The sequence below is a fragment of the Actinocrinis sp. genome, from assembly GCF_035605935.1.
Lineage (GTDB): Bacteria > Actinomycetota > Actinomycetes > Streptomycetales > Catenulisporaceae > Actinocrinis.
The window spans coordinates 21346-39995 of the sequence record NZ_DATNGK010000077.1; the positions used below are offsets into that span (position 1 = coordinate 21346).

The 18650-nt window shown below is 71.1% G+C and carries 15 protein-coding genes; all 15 read right to left on the minus strand.

Going from position 1 to position 18650, the window contains the following annotated elements:
- Window positions 1-61: 61 nt before the first annotated feature.
- Complete coding sequence (locus tag VN779_RS06835; protein WP_325721280.1) at window positions 62-1495, minus strand: RsmB/NOP family class I SAM-dependent RNA methyltransferase; 1434 nt, start codon at window positions 1493-1495, stop codon at window positions 62-64.
- 101 nt (window positions 1496-1596) lie between these two features.
- Window positions 1597-2526 (minus strand): methionyl-tRNA formyltransferase, encoded by a 930-nt coding sequence (fmt, locus tag VN779_RS06840; RefSeq protein ID WP_325721282.1) that lies wholly within the window; start codon window positions 2524-2526, stop codon window positions 1597-1599.
- A 69-nt stretch (window positions 2527-2595) separates the two neighbouring features.
- Window positions 2596-3177, minus strand: coding sequence for a peptide deformylase (gene def, locus VN779_RS06845; protein WP_325721284.1), 582 nt, complete (start codon window positions 3175-3177; stop codon window positions 2596-2598).
- A gap of 107 nt (window positions 3178-3284) precedes the next feature.
- Window positions 3285-5378 (minus strand): primosomal protein N', encoded by a 2094-nt coding sequence (locus VN779_RS06850; protein ID WP_325721286.1) that lies wholly within the window; start codon window positions 5376-5378, stop codon window positions 3285-3287.
- Between the two features lie 116 nt (window positions 5379-5494).
- Window positions 5495-6715, minus strand: a complete 1221-nt coding sequence (gene metK, locus VN779_RS06855) for a methionine adenosyltransferase (protein ID WP_349260678.1) — start codon at window positions 6713-6715, stop codon at window positions 5495-5497.
- A gap of 250 nt (window positions 6716-6965) precedes the next feature.
- The gene (coaBC, locus tag VN779_RS06860) at window positions 6966-8201 is read right to left on the minus strand and encodes a bifunctional phosphopantothenoylcysteine decarboxylase/phosphopantothenate--cysteine ligase CoaBC (protein ID WP_325721287.1); all 1236 of its coding nucleotides are present in this window, start codon (window positions 8199-8201) and stop codon (window positions 6966-6968) included.
- A 7-nt stretch (window positions 8202-8208) separates the two neighbouring features.
- Window positions 8209-8469 (minus strand): DNA-directed RNA polymerase subunit omega, encoded by a 261-nt coding sequence (gene rpoZ, locus VN779_RS06865; RefSeq protein WP_211469866.1) that lies wholly within the window; start codon window positions 8467-8469, stop codon window positions 8209-8211.
- A 53-nt stretch (window positions 8470-8522) separates the two neighbouring features.
- Window positions 8523-9104, minus strand: coding sequence for a guanylate kinase (gmk, locus tag VN779_RS06870; protein ID WP_325721288.1), 582 nt, complete (start codon window positions 9102-9104; stop codon window positions 8523-8525).
- 446 nt (window positions 9105-9550) lie between these two features.
- Window positions 9551-9871 carry an integration host factor, actinobacterial type gene (mihF, locus tag VN779_RS06875; RefSeq protein WP_211469867.1) on the minus strand — a complete coding sequence of 107 codons (321 nt, stop codon included), beginning with the start codon at window positions 9869-9871 and terminating at the stop codon, window positions 9551-9553.
- Window positions 9872-10099: 228 nt separating this feature from the next.
- Window positions 10100-11947 (minus strand): gamma-glutamyltransferase family protein, encoded by a 1848-nt coding sequence (locus VN779_RS06880; protein ID WP_325721290.1) that lies wholly within the window; start codon window positions 11945-11947, stop codon window positions 10100-10102.
- A 22-nt stretch (window positions 11948-11969) separates the two neighbouring features.
- Window positions 11970-13433 (minus strand): MFS transporter, encoded by a 1464-nt coding sequence (locus VN779_RS06885; RefSeq protein ID WP_325721292.1) that lies wholly within the window; start codon window positions 13431-13433, stop codon window positions 11970-11972.
- Window positions 13434-13592: 159 nt separating this feature from the next.
- The gene (locus tag VN779_RS06890) at window positions 13593-14036 is read right to left on the minus strand and encodes a MarR family transcriptional regulator (protein ID WP_325721293.1); all 444 of its coding nucleotides are present in this window, start codon (window positions 14034-14036) and stop codon (window positions 13593-13595) included.
- Window positions 14037-14122: 86 nt separating this feature from the next.
- A complete protein-coding gene (gene pyrF / locus VN779_RS06895) occupies window positions 14123-14968 on the minus strand; it encodes an orotidine-5'-phosphate decarboxylase (RefSeq protein WP_325721295.1) in 846 nt (281 codons plus the stop codon).
- Complete coding sequence (locus tag VN779_RS06900) at window positions 14965-16140, minus strand: quinone-dependent dihydroorotate dehydrogenase (RefSeq protein ID WP_325721297.1); 1176 nt, start codon at window positions 16138-16140, stop codon at window positions 14965-14967. Before VN779_RS06900 ends, pyrF begins: the two co-directional genes overlap by 4 nt.
- On the minus strand, window positions 16140-18650 hold a 2511-nt coding region (gene carB / locus VN779_RS06905; protein ID WP_325721299.1), incomplete at its 5' end, for a carbamoyl-phosphate synthase large subunit. The genes VN779_RS06900 and carB, both read right to left, overlap by 1 nt.

Genomic DNA, 18650 nt, shown 5'->3' on the forward strand with positions numbered 1-18650 from the left:
GTCGAGGCAATCCCCGCGGCGCTTTCCTGGCCGCATCACGACAGAATCCGAGTAGTCGTTGTCAGCGGCGACGCAGCAGCGCGAGGTACATCGCGTCGGTGTCGTGCAGGTGGGGCCACAGCTGCACATCCGGGCCGTCGCCGAGCTCCGGAACGCCGGGTAGGTACGGCCGGGCGTCGAGCTGCTCGACGTCGTCGCGGCGCGCGAGCACGTCCGAGACGACGAGGCGGGTCTCGGCCAGGTGCGGGGAGCAGGTGACGTAGGCGACGAGCCCGCCGGGCCTGGCCGAGTCGAGCGCCGAGGCGAGCAACTTCTTCTGCAGCTCTGCCAGCCTCGAAACGTCCGCGGGCTCGCGCCGCCACCGGCTTTCGGGGCGGCGGCGCAAGGCACCAAGCCCGGTGCAGGGGGCGTCGAGCAGCACGCGGTCGAAGATCTCGGGACGCCACGGCGGCTGCGTTCCATCCGCGGTCACGACCTTGTGCACCCCGTGGATCGGCTGCAGCGCGCGCTTGACGAGGCGGGCACGGTGCGGGGCGATCTCAGCCGCGACGAGCTTGACGCCGCGCTGCGCGCCGATGGCCGCGAGGAGCGCCGCCTTGCCGCCTGGGCCGGCGCAGAGGTCAAGCCAAAGCCGGTCATCGGCAAGCGAGTCGTCGTCGCCGTGCGAGCCGGAACCACTCGAGCCGGAACCGTCCGCGCCAGTCGGGCGATCCGTCAGCGGAGCGGCCATGAGGGCCAACGCGACGAGCTGGCTGCCCTCGTCCTGCACACCGGCCCGGCCCCGCGCCACCGCGTCGAGCCGCGCCGGGTCACCCTCAGGCAGATACGCGGCGGTCGCCGCGTAACGGCCCGGCTCAGCGCCCTGCTTCACCAGATCGGCCTGCTCCGCGAGACCGGGGCGGGCCGCGAGCGTCACACCGGGCCGCTCGTTGTCGGCTTCGAGCAGCCGGTCGATCTCGGCATAGGCCGCATCCTTACCGCGGTGCGTGGCCAGCGAATCCCAGAGCGCTGAGACAACCCATGCCGGATGCGAGCGGTAGATCGCGAGGTATCCCTCCGGATCGCGGTCCGGGTCGGGTGCGACCCGCTCGACCCACTCGCGCAGGTCCTGCCGCGCCACCTTGCGCAGCACCGCGTTGACCATGCGCGCCGCGCCCTCGTGCGACACTTCCCGGGCCAGCTCGACGGAGCTGTCGACCGCGGCGTGGGACGGAATCCGCGTCGCCAGCAGTTGGTGGGCACCAAGCCGCAGCACGTCGAGCACTTCCGGGTCGAGCTGCCCGAGCGGCCGGTCGACACACGCGGCCAAGATCGCGTCGTAGGTACCGCGTCCGCGTAGCGCGCCATAAGCCAGCTCGGTCGCGAGCGCCGCGTCGCGCGTATCGAGCCGCCGCTCGGTGAGCAGCTTGGGCAGCACGAGGTTGGCGTAAGCCTCGCGCTCGGCTACCGCGCGAAGAGTGTCGTAGGCGGCAAGTCGGGCAGGGTCGGTGCGCATCAGACCATTATCCCGTGTGGGAGAGGTCCTTTCGGCCGCGCTCGATCGCCCTCGGCCGCGCTTGCCACTCGAGCCCGGCTGCCTAAGGCTTCGCCGGGCGACTACTCGAACCGGGCGCCCTCGGACAACCGCAGGCCGCGCGCCCAGTCGGCGGCCGCCATCCGCCGCTTGCCCTGTGCCTGTACGTCGCCGAGCCGCACAGTGTGCCCGGAGCCGGTGCCGACTTGCAGGCCGCGCTTGTCGGCGACGATCGTGCCGGGTTCGACGTCTGTGACACCCGGGATCGGCGCGACCGGGAAGATCTTGACTCGTTCGCCGCCCAGCGTGGTCCAGGCTCCCGGCGCCGGGGTGCACGCGCGCACCTGCCGGTCGATGTGCAGCGCCGGGGTCTTCCAGTCGATTCGCGCGTCGTCGGTCGTCAGTTTCGGCGCATGGGACACGCCGTCAGACGGCTGCGGGACCGCGGTCAGGCGGCCCTCCTCGATTCCATCCAGCGTGGCGACGAGCAGCCGCGCGCCGTCGACGGCGAGCCGGTCCAGCAGGTCGCCGCTGGTATCGGCGCGGCCGATCTCCTCGGTCACCGTGCCGAAGACCGGCCCGGTATCCAGGCCTTCCTCCAGGCGGAAGGTGCACGCGCCGGTCACCTCGTCCCCGGCCAGGATCGCGTGCTGCACCGGCGCCGCGCCGCGCCAAGCCGGCAGCAGTGAGAAGTGCAGATTGATCCACCCGAACCGCGGAACGTCGAGCGCGGCCGGCGGGATGAGACCGCCGTACGCGACGACCGGGCACGCGTCGGGCGCCAGTTCCGCGAGCCGGGCGAGGAACGCCGGGTCACGCGGGCGCGCGGGCGTGAGCACTTCGATTCCCGCCTCATCGGCAACCCGGCGCACCGGAGAGGGCTCGAACCGGCGGCCGCGGCCGGTCGGCGCGTCGGGCCGGGTGAGCACCGCGATGACCTCGTGCCGGGAGTCCAACAGCGCCTTGAGCGACGCGACAGCCGGTTCCGGTGTCCCGGCGAACAGCACCCTCATGGTTCGACTCCCTCCGCAAGCCCGATCTCGGACCCGACTCCGACCCCGCCCGTACCGCTACTGATGCCGCTACCGCGCTTGGCCAAAGGTCGGATGCGGCGAGACCTTGATCTGCGCGGCCGCCGCCGCTTCGCTGTTCGCCCCGGAACCGCCGCGGCCACCGTTGGCCCAATCCGCTTGGCGGATCGCGCGCAGCGCGGCCTTCCGGGTCTCCCGGTCGAGCCGGTCGACGAACAGGATTCCGTCGAGATGGTCGGTTTCGTGCTGGAAGCAGCGGGCCAGCTTCTCGCTGCCCTCGATGACCACCGGGTCGCCGTACTCGTTGAATCCGTGGGCAACTGTGCTCAGCGCCCGGGTGCAGGGGAACGCGAGGTCGGGGATGGACAGGCAGCCCTCGTCGCCGTCCTGGATCTCCTCGGACAGGTCCAGCTGCGGGTTGATCAGGTGCCCGACCTCGCCGTCCACGTTGTAGGTGAACACCCGCAGCGAGACGCCGATCTGCGGGGCGGCAAGGCCGGCGCCGGGGGCGTCGAGCATGGTGTCCGTCAGGTCCTTGACGAGCCGGCGCAGTTCCTTGTCGAAGTCGACCACCGGGTCGGCCTTGGTGCGTAATACCGGGTCGCCGAACAGCCGGATCTGCTGGATCGCCACTGGTTCGCCGTCCGTTCGTGTCGTCTTGGCCGCACTCTCCCCGCTGGGTCGAGTGTAACGAAGTCACGGCAGCCGCCGTGCCGGTCGGCGGTGCGCCGCGGCGCGCGTCAGGCCAGGTCGGCCGGGTCGATCCGGATGCGGACGTGCGCTGGGGCCTTGCGCGCCGAGCGCACGCCTTGCGTCGCGGTGAGCGCTTCGGCCAGTTTCCGGCCGCCGGTGCGGGCGCAGCGGATCAGCACTCGATGTTGCTGTTCGCCGGGGTCGCCGCCGTTCGATACCGGGGTCGGGCCGAGGATTTCCGCGTCCTCGGGCAGGGCGAGTGCGGTCATGAACTCGTCGAGGGCCGAGTACGGCGCGGTCAGTTCCGCTATCCGGGCAGCCGGCGGATAGCCGAGTTCCGCGCGATCGGCGAGTTCGCGCCGGGCGAAGGCGGCCGGGTCCCAGCGCACGAGAGCCTGCACGGGAGCCGCGGAGGGTTCGGCGGCGATCGCGACCACGCCGCCGTCCGCCGCCGGGCGCACCAGCGCGGCGGCCGCGAGCCAGCGCCGCAGGGCCTGTTCGGCGGCACGCAGCGTCGGAACTCCGAGCAGGAGGTCGCCGTCGAGCAGCACGGCCGCGGCGAAGCCTCCTGCGGCGACCGGTTCGGCGCCCGGTGTCGCGACGATCAGGGCGGGCTCCGGTCCGATCTCGGTCAGGATCGCGCCGCCCCGGCTCAGCCGCACCGTCACGCCTGGAAAGGCTCGGCCCAGTTCCTCGGCGCTGCGGGCCGCTCCGGTGGCGCGCGCGCGGAACCGGTTCGCGCCGCAGCGGTCGCAGCGCCAATGCTCCGCGATCTTGCCGCACCAGCGGCAGCGGGCCGAGTCGGCGGCGCCGGCGAGCGCGAGGGCGCCGTGGCAGTGCGCACAGTGCGCGGACTCGCGGCAACGCACACAGGCCAGCGCCGGCAAGTAACCAGTGCGCGGCACCTGCACGAGCACGGGTCCGCGCTGAAGGCCGTCTCGGGCGACGCGCCACGCGAGGGCCGGGATGCGCGCGATGGCGGCGCCCGCGTCGCGAGCGGTGTCCCGGTCGGGGTCGACGGTGCGGATCATCGGGGCGTGTTCGCGGACGACGGCGCGCGGCGCGGCGACCGGCCTGGCCCAGCGGCGCGCGACGAGTTGGGCACCTTCCGCAGTGACCGTATATCCGCCGATCAGCGCGGCCGCGCCGGATTGGTGTGCGCGAATCGTCAGCACCTCGCGTACGTGCGGGTACGGAGCCGCGCGGTCGGCCAGCGAGGAATCCCCGTCGTCCCACAACGCGACCAGCCCCAGCTCGGGCAGCGGGACGAACATGGCGGCGCGGGTGCCCACGACGCAGCGCACCTCACCGCGCTTGGCGGCGAGCCAGCGGCTGTAGCGCTCCCCCGCGCCGAGGTCGGCCGTCAGCGCGACATGCCGGCCGGCCCCGAGCAGGTCGACGAGCGCCGCGTCCATGCGGCTCACGTCACGGCCGTCGGGAACAACGATCAGGGCACTGCGACCGCTGGTCAAGGTGGCGTGCACGGCCGTGGCCAGTGCCCGCGACCAGTCGGGGCCGATCGCCCCGCCGCCGGGCAGTGCGGTGGCCAGCGGGCCGATGCCGGGCAACGCGGCCCACACCGCGCGCGGGCTCTGCCCGGCTGCCAGCGCGGCGAGCAGTTCCGGGCCATTCGTGTAGTACTTCCACGGCTGCGGGTCGTAGGCGGCTAGCGGGCCGCTGACCGGCGGGCGCGGCGCGGCCTTTTCGGTTCGCGCGTGCCGGGGTGGGATCGCCAGCCGCAACACATCGGAGACGGTGCCCGCGTACGCGTCGGCCACGGCGCGCGCTAGCTTCCCGATCTCTGGCGTGAGCACCGGTTCCGGCGAGACGACGCTGTGCAGCGGCGCAAGCCGGCCGGCGAAGTCCGTCTGCTCGGCTCGTTCCCACAGGTAGCCGTCGACGAGCTGGCCGCCGAAGCGGATCCGGACGCGGACTCCGGGCTGGGCCGCATCGGCCAGCTTCGCCGGCACGCTGTAGTCCCAGAGCCGGTCGAGGTGCGCGGGTTCGACGTCCACGATGACCTTGGCGACCGGCTGGCGCTGCGCCGGAATCGAGGCCGCCGGGTTCGCGTCAGCCGCCCGCGCCTTGCCGCGAGCGGCCTCGGCGCGGACGAGCGCCATCTGCTCGCCCGCGTGGTTCATCCGTCCTTTGTACCGGACTGGGCCGACATCGGAGGGCCACCGAACGCACCTGACGGGACATCAGATTTGATGCCCCGTCAGATTCCTCAAGCAGCTGTAACTTGCAGAAAATCGGCTCAGCCGATGATCGACTTGAGCGCCTCGACCCGGTTGGCCTGCTCCCAGGTGAAGTCCGGCAGCTCGCGGCCGAAGTGGCCGTAGGCGGCGGTCTGGGCGTAGATCGGGCGCTTGAGGTCCAGGTCGCGGATGATCGCGGCCGGCCGCAGGTCGAACACCTCGCCGACGGCCTGCTGGATCCGGTTCACCGGGACGTTCTCGGTGCCGAAGGTCTCCACGAACACGCCCACCGGCGCGGCCTTGCCGATCGCGTAGGCAACCTGCACCTCGGCCTGCGTGGCCAGGCCCGCGGCGACGATGTTCTTGGCCACCCAGCGCATCGCGTACGCCGCGGACCGGTCCACCTTCGACGGGTCCTTACCGGAGAACGCGCCGCCGCCGTGCCGCGCCATGCCGCCGTACGAGTCGACGATGATCTTGCGTCCGGTCAGGCCGGCGTCGCCCATCGGGCCGCCGATCTCGAACCGGCCGGTCGGGTTGACCAGCAGCCGGTAGCCCTCGGTGTCGATGTCCAGGCCGCCCTGCTGGAACTCGGCGAGCACCTGATCGACGACGTACTCCTTGACGTCCGGGGTCAGCAGCGTGGCCAGGTCGATGTCCGAGGCGTGCTGCGAGGAGACCACGACCGTGTCGAGGCGCACCGGCCGATCGCCGTCGTACTCGATGGTGACCTGGGTCTTGCCGTCCGGGCGCAGGTAGGCGACGGTGCCGTCCTTGCGGACCGCGGCGAGCCGCTGGGCCAGCCGGTGCGCGAGGGCGATCGGCAGCGGCATCAGTTCGGGGGTGTCCGAGCAGGCGTACCCGAACATCAGGCCCTGGTCGCCCGCGCCCTGCAGGTCAAGCTCGTCCACGCCGCCGTCGACCCGCGACTCGTAGGCCGCGTCCACGCCCTGCGCGATGTCCGGGGACTGGGAGCCGATCGACACGGACACGCCGCAGGACGCCCCGTCGAAGCCCTTCTTCGACGAGTCGTAGCCGATGCCGAGGATCGTCTCGCGCACGATGGTGGGGATGTCGGCGTATCCGGTGGTGGTGACCTCGCCGGCGATGTGCACCTGGCCGGTCGTGATCATCGTTCCCACGGCCACGCGCGAGGAGGCGTCATCCTTGAGCAGCGCGTCGAGGATGGAGTCGGAGATCTGGTCGGCGATCTTGTCGGGATGCCCCTCCGTCACGGATTCGGAGGTGAACAAGCGGCGGGCGGTGTCCGGACGGACCACAGGTCGGCTCCTTCTTGCAGCGGCTGCTGACTTATCGGCGGGGGCCTCGGGACCCGCGCGTGTGCACGCGTCAGTCTAACTGTGCACACCAGGCGCTTGGATACCCCCCGAAATAGGGTACCGGGGCCACTCGCTATGGGTGTCGGTTCGGTGTTTACGCCCGTGACTGCCCAGTTAACGCCCGTGGCTTGCACAGAACGGCTGTGCCATGTTCCGCGGCGGACGCTGACGCACGGAGTCGGCGGCTGCCTCAGTCCGCGGTGACGTCGTCCCTACGCAGTTGCGCGACCCGGTCCCAGACGGCGTCGGCCAGGGCGCGCTTCGAGCCGAGCGGCACCTCGGTCTCCACGCCGTCGGCGCCGACGATGACGCCCTGCGTGACCTGCTGGCCGAAGACCTTGTCCGCGCCGACCTCGTTGACCACGAGCAGGTCCACGCCGTACGCGGCGACCTTGCGGCGGCCGAGGTCCAGGAAGGAGGCGCGTTCGTCGCCGGTCTCCGCGGCGAAGCCGACGACGGTCTGGCCCTCGGCGAGGCGATCGCGGCCGAGTTCGCGCAGCACGTGCGGGTTTTGCACCAGCTCGACGCTCGGGGCCGAGTGCTCGTCAGATTTCTTGATCTTCGACTCGGCGTATTGCTTGGGCCGGAAGTCGGCGACCGCGGCGTTGGCGACGATGATCTGCGCGTCGGCGGCCGCGGCGCGCATCGCGTCGCGCAACTCAAGTGCGGTGCCGACCCGGATCACCTTGGCCCCGGCCGGATCCGGGAGGGCGACGTTCGCGGCGATGACGGTGACCTCCGCGCCGCGCGCCACAGCCGCGGCGGCCAATGCGTATCCCTGGAGGCCGGAGGAGCGGTTGCCGAGGAATCGAACCGGGTCCAGCGGTTCGCGGGTGCCGCCGGCCGAGATCACCACGCGCAGCCCGCGCAGATCCTCAGGTAGCGGGCCGCCGCGGCGCAACACCGCGGCCGCGATCTCGTAGATCTCCGCGGGTTCCGGCAGCCGGCCGGGTCCGGAGTCGGCGCCGGTAAGCCGGCCGACCGCGGGATCGAGCACGATCGCGCCGCGCCGCCGCAGCGTCGCGACATTCTCGCGAGTCGCCTGGTGCTCCCACATCTCGGTGTGCATCGCCGGGGCGAACAGCACCGGGCAGCGCGCGGTCAGCAGCGTGTTGGTGAGCAGGTCATCGGCGATGCCGTGGGCGGCCTTCGCGAGCAGGTCGGCGGTGGCCGGGGCAACCAGCACCAGGTCGGCGGACTGGCCGAGGCGCACGTGCGGCACCTCGGATACCCGCTCCCAGACCTCGGCCGAGACGGGATGCCCGGACAGCGCCTCCCAAGTGGGCGCGCCGACAAAACGCAGGGCGGCGGCGGTCGGCACGACGGTTACGTCGTGGCCTGACTCGGTGAAGCGCCGCAGCACCTCGCACACCTTGTACGCGGCGATTCCGCCGCCCACGCCGAGGACGACGCGCGGCTTGGGCACCGGAGGCTCAGGCCTGCTCGACCGGCTCCGCCGTCAGCAGCCCGGCGTTGATCTCGCGCAGGGCGATCGACAGCGGCTTCTCGTGCACGTGCGTGTCGACCAGCGGGCCGACGTACTCCAGCAGCCCCTCGCCGAGCTGCGAGTAGTAGGCGTTGATCTGGCGCGCGCGCTTGGCCGCGTAGATCACCAGGCTGTACTTGGAGTCGGTCGCCTCGAGCAGTTCGTCGATCGGCGGGTTGATGATGCCCTCGGGCTCGGTCACGGACACGAAGGAGACCTTCCGATCGTGAGGAAAAAAGGTTCCTGCCGCGGCGCATCCGCCTAGGACAGGCCCATCAAGTTTACCAGTTCCCGCGCCACGTCCTGCACGGATGTGTTGACGAGGGTCACGTCGAACTCGGACTCCGCGGCCAGCTCCACCCGCGCGGCGGCCAGCCTGCGCTCAACCACCTCGGGCGGCTCGGTGCCGCGGCGGGTCAGCCTGCGGACCAGCTCGTCCCAGCTCGGCGGGGCGAGGAAGACCTGGAGCGCCTCGGGCATCGCGGCGCGCACCTGGCGCGCGCCTTGCAGGTCGATCTCCAGGAGGGTCGGCGCGCCGGCGGCGAGCCGGTCCAGCACGGGCTGGCGGGGCGTGCCGTAGCGATTGCCGGCGAACTGGGCCCATTCGAGCAGTTCGCTGTTCGCCACCAGCTTGTCGAAGCCCTGCTGGTCGGTGAAGAAGTAGTGCACGCCGTGGATCTCGCCGGGGCGCGCGTGCCGGGTGGTGACCGAGACCGAGTGCCAGATCTCGGGATGGGCGGTGCGCAGGTGGGCGACCACCGTGCTCTTGCCCACTCCGGACGGGCCGGACAGGACGGTCAGCCTGCGAGGAACTGCGGATGCGGCGTCGTGCCGGTCAGGCATCTGTCGCGGGGATGGCCGATCCGGTGGCAAGGCCGCGTCACGGCCCGCGTCGGGGCGCGTGTCAAGGTCCTGGGGGGCCGGCGGCGTCGAAGGTTCACCTTCACCGGTTTGCGTGGAGCTCACGCGCACCGAGGTTACCCCACGGCGCCGCGTGGGGCGGGTACACCCGCGCCGAGAAGGACCAGAGCAGTGCCCGAAAGCCCTCTTGGGTCCTCTCGGCGCGGTGGCGCCGTGGGGCGCGTTCGCAAAGTATCGCCGGGGCCGCGACGCCTGCCACGCACGCTCGCTGCGTTGGCGGAACATCCACAGATAGCCAATATGAGGATGTCCCGCCGCCTTGCGATCGCACGCGCCAGACGCCGCGGCCTTGATCCGCCGCTACTTTTCCAAACGCGCCCAAGTAAACGGCCCGGCTGCTGCGCTCGCGCGCAGCGTCCGGGGTCCGACTACTTGGCGCCGCCGAACTCCCGCTCGAGCGCGGCGATCTGGTTGGCGCCGAGGCCCCGGACCCGACGGGTCTCGGAGATCGACAGCCGCTCCATGATCTGCTTGGCCCGAACCTTCCCGACGCCCGGCAGGGACTCGAGCAGAGCCGAGACCTTCATCTTGCCGATTACGTCGTTCTTCTGGCCCTCGCGGACGACCTCGGAGAGGGAAGCCCCCGAGTGCTTGAGCCGGTTCTTGACCTCGGCACGCTCACGCCGGGCTGCGGCTGCCTTCTCGAGAGCTGCCGCGCGCTGTTCGGGTGTGAGGGGCGGAAGAGCCACGCCAATTCACCTCATGACGTCGATGCGGATCGGTGGGGTGAGCCGTCCTGCCGTTCGCACGGCCGGGCGGCTCGGTTGTCCGTTGCCGGAACCTAGTCGCTTACAGCTTCAGTGGCAAGGTGACACCCCCGCTGGTCTGCGATAAAACCGGAGCGTACCGGAGTTCGCGGCGGCGCGTGAACGGGACCGCCGGATTTTGCGGGCCGCTCGATCCGACTTGGAGCGCTCTCAGCGACCCGCGGCGTAGCCCTGCATGCCCCGCGGATTGGCCGCCGCACGCAGGATACCGGTGTCAGGATCGCGATATACGGCCGAGAGTCTACCCAGCGACCAAGGGCCTGCCTCAATCGTTTCGTGACCGAGTTTTTGCAGCTCATCAATGGTAATACCAGAGAATCGCGACTCGATCACCAAGCCGAGAGGATCGCGCTGGCGCGGCGCGAATGATGAGGGCACTGCGTTGCTGTGCCATGCGGGCGCGTCGATCGCGGCCTGGAGGCCTAGACCATCATTTGCCCAGCCCAAAAGCAGTAACAACTGCCATTGATCCTGCTGATCCCCGCCCGGTGTGCCGAAAGCCAGCACCGGCCGGCCGTCGCGGCAGGCGAGGGAGGGGCTGAGCGTGATCCGCGGCCGTTTGCCGGGTGTGAGGGAATTGGGCAAGCCACGCTCGAGCCAGAACATCTGGCCGCGAGTTCCGAGGCAAAAGCCCAGCTCAGGGATGGTCGGCGAGGATTGCAGCCAGCCGCCGGACGGAGTGGCGGAGATCATATTTCCCCACCGGTCGACCACGTCGATGTGGCACGTGTCGCCCCGAGTCGTGCCGTCCGGCGCGACCTGTGTCTCACCGACTCCGTGTCGGTTCCCTGGACGCTCGACCGCACTCATCGCATCCGGTGATTCGCCTGTTCGGGCCACTGATCGAGGGGAGTCAAGGAACGCTGGAAGGCGCGGCGGGCGGCCGCCGGGCGCACCGGGGCGCAGCCGGGCGCAGGCTTGATCGCCGACGAGCGCTGCCCGATCGCGCAGGTACTCCCGCGCCAACAGCTGCTCGATCGGGACATCCGGGCCGTCGCCGAACCAGGCTTCGCGATCGGCGAAGGCGAGCTTGGCCACCTCGACGACCCGGTGCACCCGCGCTGCCGAGCCCGGCGGCGGCAGCTCGCCGAGCGCGTCGAGCATTCCGAGCTGCTGCAGGAGCGCGGGTCCTTGGGTCCAAGGCCCTGCCTTGTGGATCGTCAGACCGCGCCAGGGCAGGCTCACGGTGGGCTCGTAGCCGGGGCGCCAAGCGTCGAGGTCGGCGGCCGTCAGCAGGCCCGCGTGAGCCCGGCCGGTCTCGTCCGGCACGGGGATCCGGCAGAACCGCTCGACCGAGTCGGCGACGAAGCCGGAGTACCAGGCGCGCAGCGCGGCGTCGATCTGGGCTTCGCGGCCGGCCCCGGCCGCTTCCGCCTCGGCCAGCAGGCGCTGGTAGGTCGCGGCCAGCGCCGGGAGACGCAGCAGTTCCCCCGGCCGCGGCACGCGCCCGTCCGGCAGCCACTGCGCGGCCGAGGCGGGCCACTGCTCGCGGAAGTGACCCGCGACCGCGCTGATGGTGCCCACGACGCCGGGAGCGAGCGGATGGCCCTTCGCGGCGTAGCCGAGGGTGTAGTCGAGCACATCGCGCAGGTGCATGGTGCCGTGGTCGCGCAGCAGGCTCAGCCAGGCGCCTACGGCTCCGGGCACAGTGGCGGGCAACAGGCCGGTGCCGGGGATCAGGTCGATGCCGAGGGCTTCAAAGTGTTCGATGGTCGCGGCTGCCGGCAGCGGTCCCTGCCCCGCGAGTACGCGTGGTGTCGAGTCGGCGGCGGTACCGGTCGCGGCGGGGGCCAGGATCATCGGGACCTCGCCGCCGGGTCCGTTGAGGTGTGGCTCGACGACGTGCAGGGTGAAGGCCGCGGCGACGGCGGCGTCGAAGGCGTTGCCGCCGCGTTCGAGCACGGACATACCGGCGGCGGTCGCCAGGTAGTGCGTGGAGGCGATCATGCCGAAAGTTCCACAGAGTTCGGGGCGCGTGGTGAAGGTCGGCTCGGTCATGACCGCACCCTAGACCCGCCTTCTATCGCTCCGGCTCGGCCTTTCGCGCACGCTGCGCAGGCTGGGCGACCTCGTCGGGCTGGTCCAGCAAATGCACCGCCGGAGCGAGCGTGGACCATACGGCGAGCAGGACGAAGGCCCCGGAGAGCACCAGCATCGCGGTCGGCACGCCGAAGTTGTCGGCGAGCACGCCCGCGGTCACCGGCGCCGTCCACAGCAAGCCGGAGGTGCCGAAACTGAGCGCCGAGGACACCCGGCCCATGAGCGCGTCGGGCACGATTCGCAGCTGGTAGCTCTCCAGCAGCACGGTCAGCGGCACGATGAGGAACACCAGGAAGGCGGCGATCACGCCGATCTCCCAGGGCCGGGGCGCGGCAGCGATGCCGACCACCGCGGGGCCGATGATCCACGACGCGGCGAGCACGACGATGCGCGACGGAACCCGCTTGAGCAGCACGGGCGCGATGAGCGCGCCGCCGAGCCCGCCGATCGCGGCCAGCGCGGTGACCGCGCCGACCGTGGTCGGGCTTCCGCCACGCGCCTTGAGCAGTGCGATGACCAGCAGCACGATGCCGCCGAGCAGCGCGCTGGTGAGCGCCGACCAGATGATGATGAAGCGCAGGTAGACGCTGGTGCGGATGTAAGCGAAGCCCTCGCGCATGCCCTGCCAGGGCGTGTTGCTCGCGGCCTCCCCGGGATCGGGGCCGAGCGGCTTGCGGATCATGGCCACGCCTACCGCGCTGACCAGGAAGGAGATCGCGTCGCCGAGGAACGGTATCCACTTGGCCAGCGAGAACAGCGCTCCGCCGAGCGGGGGTCCGGCGAGCCGGGAGATCATCTCGCGGCCCTGCTTGGAGGCGGAGAGCGCGGGGAACTGCGCGGGCGGCACGATCCGCTTGAGCACCGGGGTCATCGCCGCGCCGCCGATGCCGTTGCACATGCCCTGGATCAGGGCGATGGCGCCGATGTGCACGACGTTGACGTAGCCCTCTGCCACTGCGGCCACGACCGAGGCCACGGCGACCGCCTGGATGAGGTCGGCGGTGATGATGAGCCTGCGGCGCGGGTAGCGGTCGGCCAGAGCGCCGCCGAGCAGCGTCGTGGACAGCCCGCCGATATTGAGACAGGCGCCGACCACTCCGGCTCTGGCGACCGAACCGGTGGCGTAAAGCATCAGCAGCGGATAAGCCAGTTGGGACATCGCGCTGCCCAGCGAGGAGACCAGGGAGCTGATCCACCAGCCGGCGTAGTCGCGGTTTCGCCACAGCGGCAGCACGCCGCGCACGGCCGAGCCGGAGAGCGCCGCCGTGTTCTCGGCGGCCTGCTCTATATCGGCGCCGATGGGGCCGCGCGGGCCGCGGCCGGTGTCGCTCAGGGCAGTGCCCTCGTTGAGATCGACGCCGGCGTCGAGATGTGCGGCGTTGGCGAGGCCGGCGCCCCCGCCGACGGGTGCGTCCTCGGCGTCATCCACCTTGCGACCGTTCAATGCGCAATCCTCGGCACCGTCGACATCCTCGCGCTGGGCAGTCCGGCAGCATCCAAGCCCATATTGCCCCGCCCGATCATTTCGAACACGGCCAGGTGGGCGCGACCGTCGTGTGCACGATCACACCGACTCCGGCGCGGCGCCACACGCCGCGGCGCCTTAGTTGGCTTGGGCCATCACCCTGGCGGCGTTCTCGGTGACACGGCCGAGCAAGTCACGCATCAGGGCGACCTCCGCCGCGGACAGCCCGTCGGTTAGCCGCTGCTCCAGCCTGTCCACCAGCGCGTCCGACTCCTCGAACACCGCCCGGCCCGGCGCGGTCAGCTTGATCTCGACCAGGCTGGCATGCAGCGGGTGCGGGGCGCGGCGCACGAAGCCGCGCAGTTCCATCCGGGAGAGCAGGCCGTTCATCGTCTGCTGGGTCACCCCGCAGCGCTGGGCCAGCTCGGCGGGATTGATGCCCGGGTTATCGCTCAGCACGGCCAGCACGGCCTGCTGCGCGGCGGTGATCCCCACCTCCCGCACCGCGGCCTCCTTCGCCGCCTGGGTGGCTTGCTCGGCTCGCTTCACGTGAAGCAGCAGACGCTCCGAGTAGTGCTGCATGCGCTCAGTCTATGAGGCGGTGACGGTCCGTGTCGCGAGTCAGAAGGCATAGATCCTACGACTTGTGGCCGCGGCGGCCGTAATTTCTAAGTTCCCGCATAGCGCAGCGCCGTACGACATGCGGCAATCGACCGCTCAGCGGCCTCGCGGAGACCGGCGATGCCAGGCCCGTGCCGCAGCAATTCGCGCGACATCGACGGCACCACGTTGCCCAGCGCGTCACCGAACAGGCCGCGCAGATCCTCAGGCGTCGCACCCTGAGCACCGAGACCCGGGGCGAGAATCGGACCGTTCAACGCGGCTAGGTCGAACGGGACCTGTGCGAGCGTCGCACCCACCACCGCCCCGATCGAACCGAGCGGTTCGATCCCTGCGTTACGTGCCGCCGCGCCTTCCAGGATCGTCGCGCCAACGGTCTTGCCGTCCGCGGTAACCGCCTGCTGAACCGCGGCACCCTCCGGATTCGAGGTGAAGGCGAGCACGAACACACCCGCGCCGTGCTTCTCGGCGGTCGCGTACAGCGGCTCGAGCGAGGCGTAGCCGAGATAGGGCGAGGCGGTCAGCGCGTCCGCGAACAGCGGCGCGGCCGAATCGAGGTACGCCTGGGCGTACGCCTCCACGGTCGAGCCGATGTCGCCGCGCTTGGCGTCGAGGATGACCAGCGCACCGGCGGATCGCGCGTCCGCGATGGTGCGCTCCAGGACCGCGACGCCGCGCGAGCCGAAGCGTTCGAAGAAGGCTGATTGCGGCTTGAGCACCGCGACGCGGTCGGCCAGCGCGTCGACGACTGTGCCGGCGAAGCGCTCCAGGCCGGCCACGTCGTCGCTCAGGCCCCAGGAAGTAAGCAGGGCGCTGTGCGGGTCGATGCCGGCACACAGCGGCCCGCGGGTGTCGAGCGCGGCACGCAGCCGGGCTCCGAACGGCGCGGTCATCGGCTCGCATTCTCCTCTCGGCGGCCTGGGCCGCTTGGCTGGCGTCGTTCGATTCCGGGCATAGGCACGTCGCTCGGTCGCTGTGCCCGGTGGCCGAGCCCCGCGCGCGTCAGGCCTCGATGGATGCGCGCGGCCCAGAACGGTCCTTGGTAGATGAATCCGGTGTAGCCCTGAAGGAGCGTCGCGCCGGCCGCCAACCGCTCGGCGGCGTCCTCGGCCGTCGTGATGCCGCCGACGCCGATGATCGTCATCTCGGGACCGACCCGGGCACGCAGCCGCCGTAGCACCTCGAGCGCGCGTTCGCGCAGCACCGGTCCGGAAAGGCCACCCACGCCGAGCGCCTCGACCTCGCGCGGGGGCGTGGCCAGTCCGTCGCGGCGGATCGTGGTGTTGGTCGCCACGATTCCGTCGAGGCCGATCTCCACGGCGAGTTCGGCGACCGCGTCGACGTCCTGGTCGGCCAGGTCAGGGGCGATCTTGACCAGCAACGGCACGTGTCGTCCTGCCGCGGTGTCCGCCGCCGTGCGCACGGCCAGCAGCAACGGTCGCAGGACACTGACAGCCTGCAGGTCGCGCAGGCCGGGGGTGTTGGGCGAGGAGACGTTGACGACGAGGTAGTCGGCCAGCGGAGCGAGCAGCCTGGCCGAGGTTTCATAGTCGGCGATCGCCTCGGCTTCCGGCACCACCTTGCTCTTACCGAGGTTGACCCCGACGATCGGCGATCCGACGCCCCGGGTCCGCCCCTTGTTCCGTTGCCGCTCCCGCCAGCGGGTCAGCCGGGCCGCGACCGCCTCGGCCCCGTCGTTGTTGAAGCCCATCCGGTTCACCAGCGCCCGGTCCTGGGGCAGCCGGAACAGCCGCGGTGCCGGATTGCCCGGCTGCGGGCGCGCGGTGACCGTGCCGACCTCGACGAAGGCGAAGCCGAGCGCCGCGAGCCCATCGATGCCGACGGCGTTCTTGTCGAAGCCGGCCGCCAGGCCGAACGGACCCGGGAAGTCCAGCCCGAGGGCGGACACGAACAGTGCCGGATCGCGCGGGCCGCAGTACGACCGCAACGCCCGCGCCACGCCGGGCACCGCCGCGGCGGCCCGGATCGCGCCGAAACCGAGGTGGTGAGCGCGTTCCGGGTCCATCCGCCGGAAGATGGCCGCGAACAGGAGCCGGTAGAGCATCAACTCACCGCAGCCGGAGCGGTCTGTGTCGCGGCGGACTGCGTCCCGGCGTTTCGGGCACGTGATGCGTTAAGCCGGGCCGCGTGTTCCTGAAGCGATCCGACGCCCACGTCCCCGCGCCGCAGCGCCTCGATGCCGAGCACTGCCGCGCCGAGCGCCTGGATCGTCGTGATGCAGGGCTTGCCCATAGAGACCGCGGCCGTGCGGATCTCATAGCCGTCCAGCCGCGGTCCGACGCCGTGCGGCGTATTGATGATCAGGTCAACCTCGCCGTCCATGATCCGCTGCACGATCGTCGGCTCGCCGTTCGGTCCGGTCCCCTGCGAGTGCTTGCGCACCACGGTCGCGGTCACACCGTTGCGCCGCAGCACCTCCGCGGTGCCCTCGGTGGCCAGGATCTCGAAGCCCAGGTCGGACAGTGCCTTGATCGGGAACACCATCGAGCGCTTGTCCCGGTTCGCCACCGAGACGAACACTCGGCCGCCGATCGGCAGCGAACCATACGCCCCGGTTTGCGACTTGGCGAACGCGGTGCCGAAGTCGGCGTCGATGCCCATGACCTCGCCGGTGGACTTCATCTCCGGGCCGAGCAGCACGTCCACGCCGCGTCCGTCCGGCATCCGGAACCGCGACCACGGCATCACCGCCTCCTTGACCGCGATCGGCGCGTCGAGCGGCAGCGCGCCGCCGTCACCCTCGACCGGCAGCAGACCCTCGGCCCGCAGTTCGGCGATGGTGGCGCCGAGGCTGACCCGGGCCGCCGCCTTGGCCAGCGGGACGGCGGTGGCCTTCGAGACGAACGGAACGGTGCGCGAGGCGCGCGGGTTGGCCTCCAGCACGTAGAGGATGTCCCCGGCCAGCGCGAACTGGATGTTGATCAGGCCCCTGACGCCGACACCCTTGGCGATCGCCTCGGTCGAGGCGCGCAGCCGCTTGATGTCGTGGCTGCCCAGGGTGATCGGCGGCAGCGCGCAGGCCGAGTCGCCGGAATGGATCCCGGCTTCCTCGATGTGCTCCATGACCCCGCCGAGGTACAGCTCGGTGCCGTCGTAGAGCGCGTCGACGTCGATCTCGATCGCGTCGTCGAGGAACCGGTCAACCAGCACCGGGTGCTCGGAGACCAGGCCCGCGTGCCGCTCAAGGTATTCGGCGAGCGAGGCCGAGTCGTAGACGATCTCCATACCGCGTCCGCCGAGGACGTAGGAAGGCCGCACCAACACCGGGTAACCGATCTCGTCCGCGATCGCGCTGGCCTCGGGGAAGGAGAACGCGGTGCCGTGCTTCGGCGCGGGCAGGCCGGCTTGCTCCAGCACCCGGCCGAACGCGCCGCGCTCCTCCGCCAAGTGGATCGCCTCGGGGCTGGTGCCCACGATCGGCACGCCCGCGTTCTTCAGCCGCTGCGCCAGACCCAGGGGGGTCTGCCCGCCGAGCTGCACCAGCACTCCGGCCAGCGGACCGGCCTGGCGCTCGGCGTGCACGACCTCGAGCACGTCTTCCAGCGTCAGCGGCTCGAAGTAGAGCCGATCGGAGGTGTCGTAGTCGGTGGAGACGGTCTCCGGGTTGCAGTTGACCATCACCGTCTCGTAGCCGGCCTCGCGCAGCGCGAAGGAGGCGTGCACGCAGGAGTAGTCGAACTCGACGCCCTGCCCGATCCGGTTCGGCCCGGAGCCGAGGATGATGACCGCGGGCTTGGCGCGCGGCGCTACCTCGGTTTCCTCGTCGTAGGAGGAGTAGTGATACGGGGTGCTGGCCGCGAATTCGGCCGCGCAGGTGTCCACGGTCTTGTACACCGGCCGCACGCCCAGGGCGTGCCGCACCGCGCGCACCACCGGCTCTTCCAGCGAGCGGATCTGCGCGATCTGCGCGTCGGAGAACCCGTACCGCTTCATCCGCCGCAGCAGACCCGGCGTCAGTTCCGGTGCGGCGGCCAGTTCCCGGGCCATTTCCTCGATGAGCGCAAGCTGGTCCACGAACCAGGGGTCGATGCCGGTCGCCTCGTACACCTCCGGCACACTCGCCCCGGCCCGGAGCGCGGCCATCACCGCGTTGATCCGGCCGTCCGTCGGCACCGCGGCCAGCTCAAGCAGCGCGGCCTTGTCGCCGGGTTCGCCGCCGAAGTCGAACTGCGCGTCCTTCTTCTCCAGCGAGCGCAGCGCCTTCTGTAGCGCCTCGGGGAAGTTGCGGCCGATCGCCATCGCCTCGCCGACCGACTTCATGGTCGTGGTCAGCCGGGCGTCGGCGTGCGGGAACTTCTCGAAGGCGAAGCGCGGCACCTTGACCACGACGTAGTCGAGCGTCGGCTCGAACGAGGCCGGGGTCTGCTTGGTGATGTCGTTCGGGATCTCGTCGAGGGTGTAGCCGACGGCCAGCTTCGCGGCGATCTTCGCGATCGGGAAGCCGGTGGCCTTCGAGGCGAGCGCGGAGGACCGCGACACCCGCGGATTCATCTCGATGACGATGATCCGGCCGTCGTCCGGGTTCACCGCGAACTGGATGTTGCAGCCGCCGGT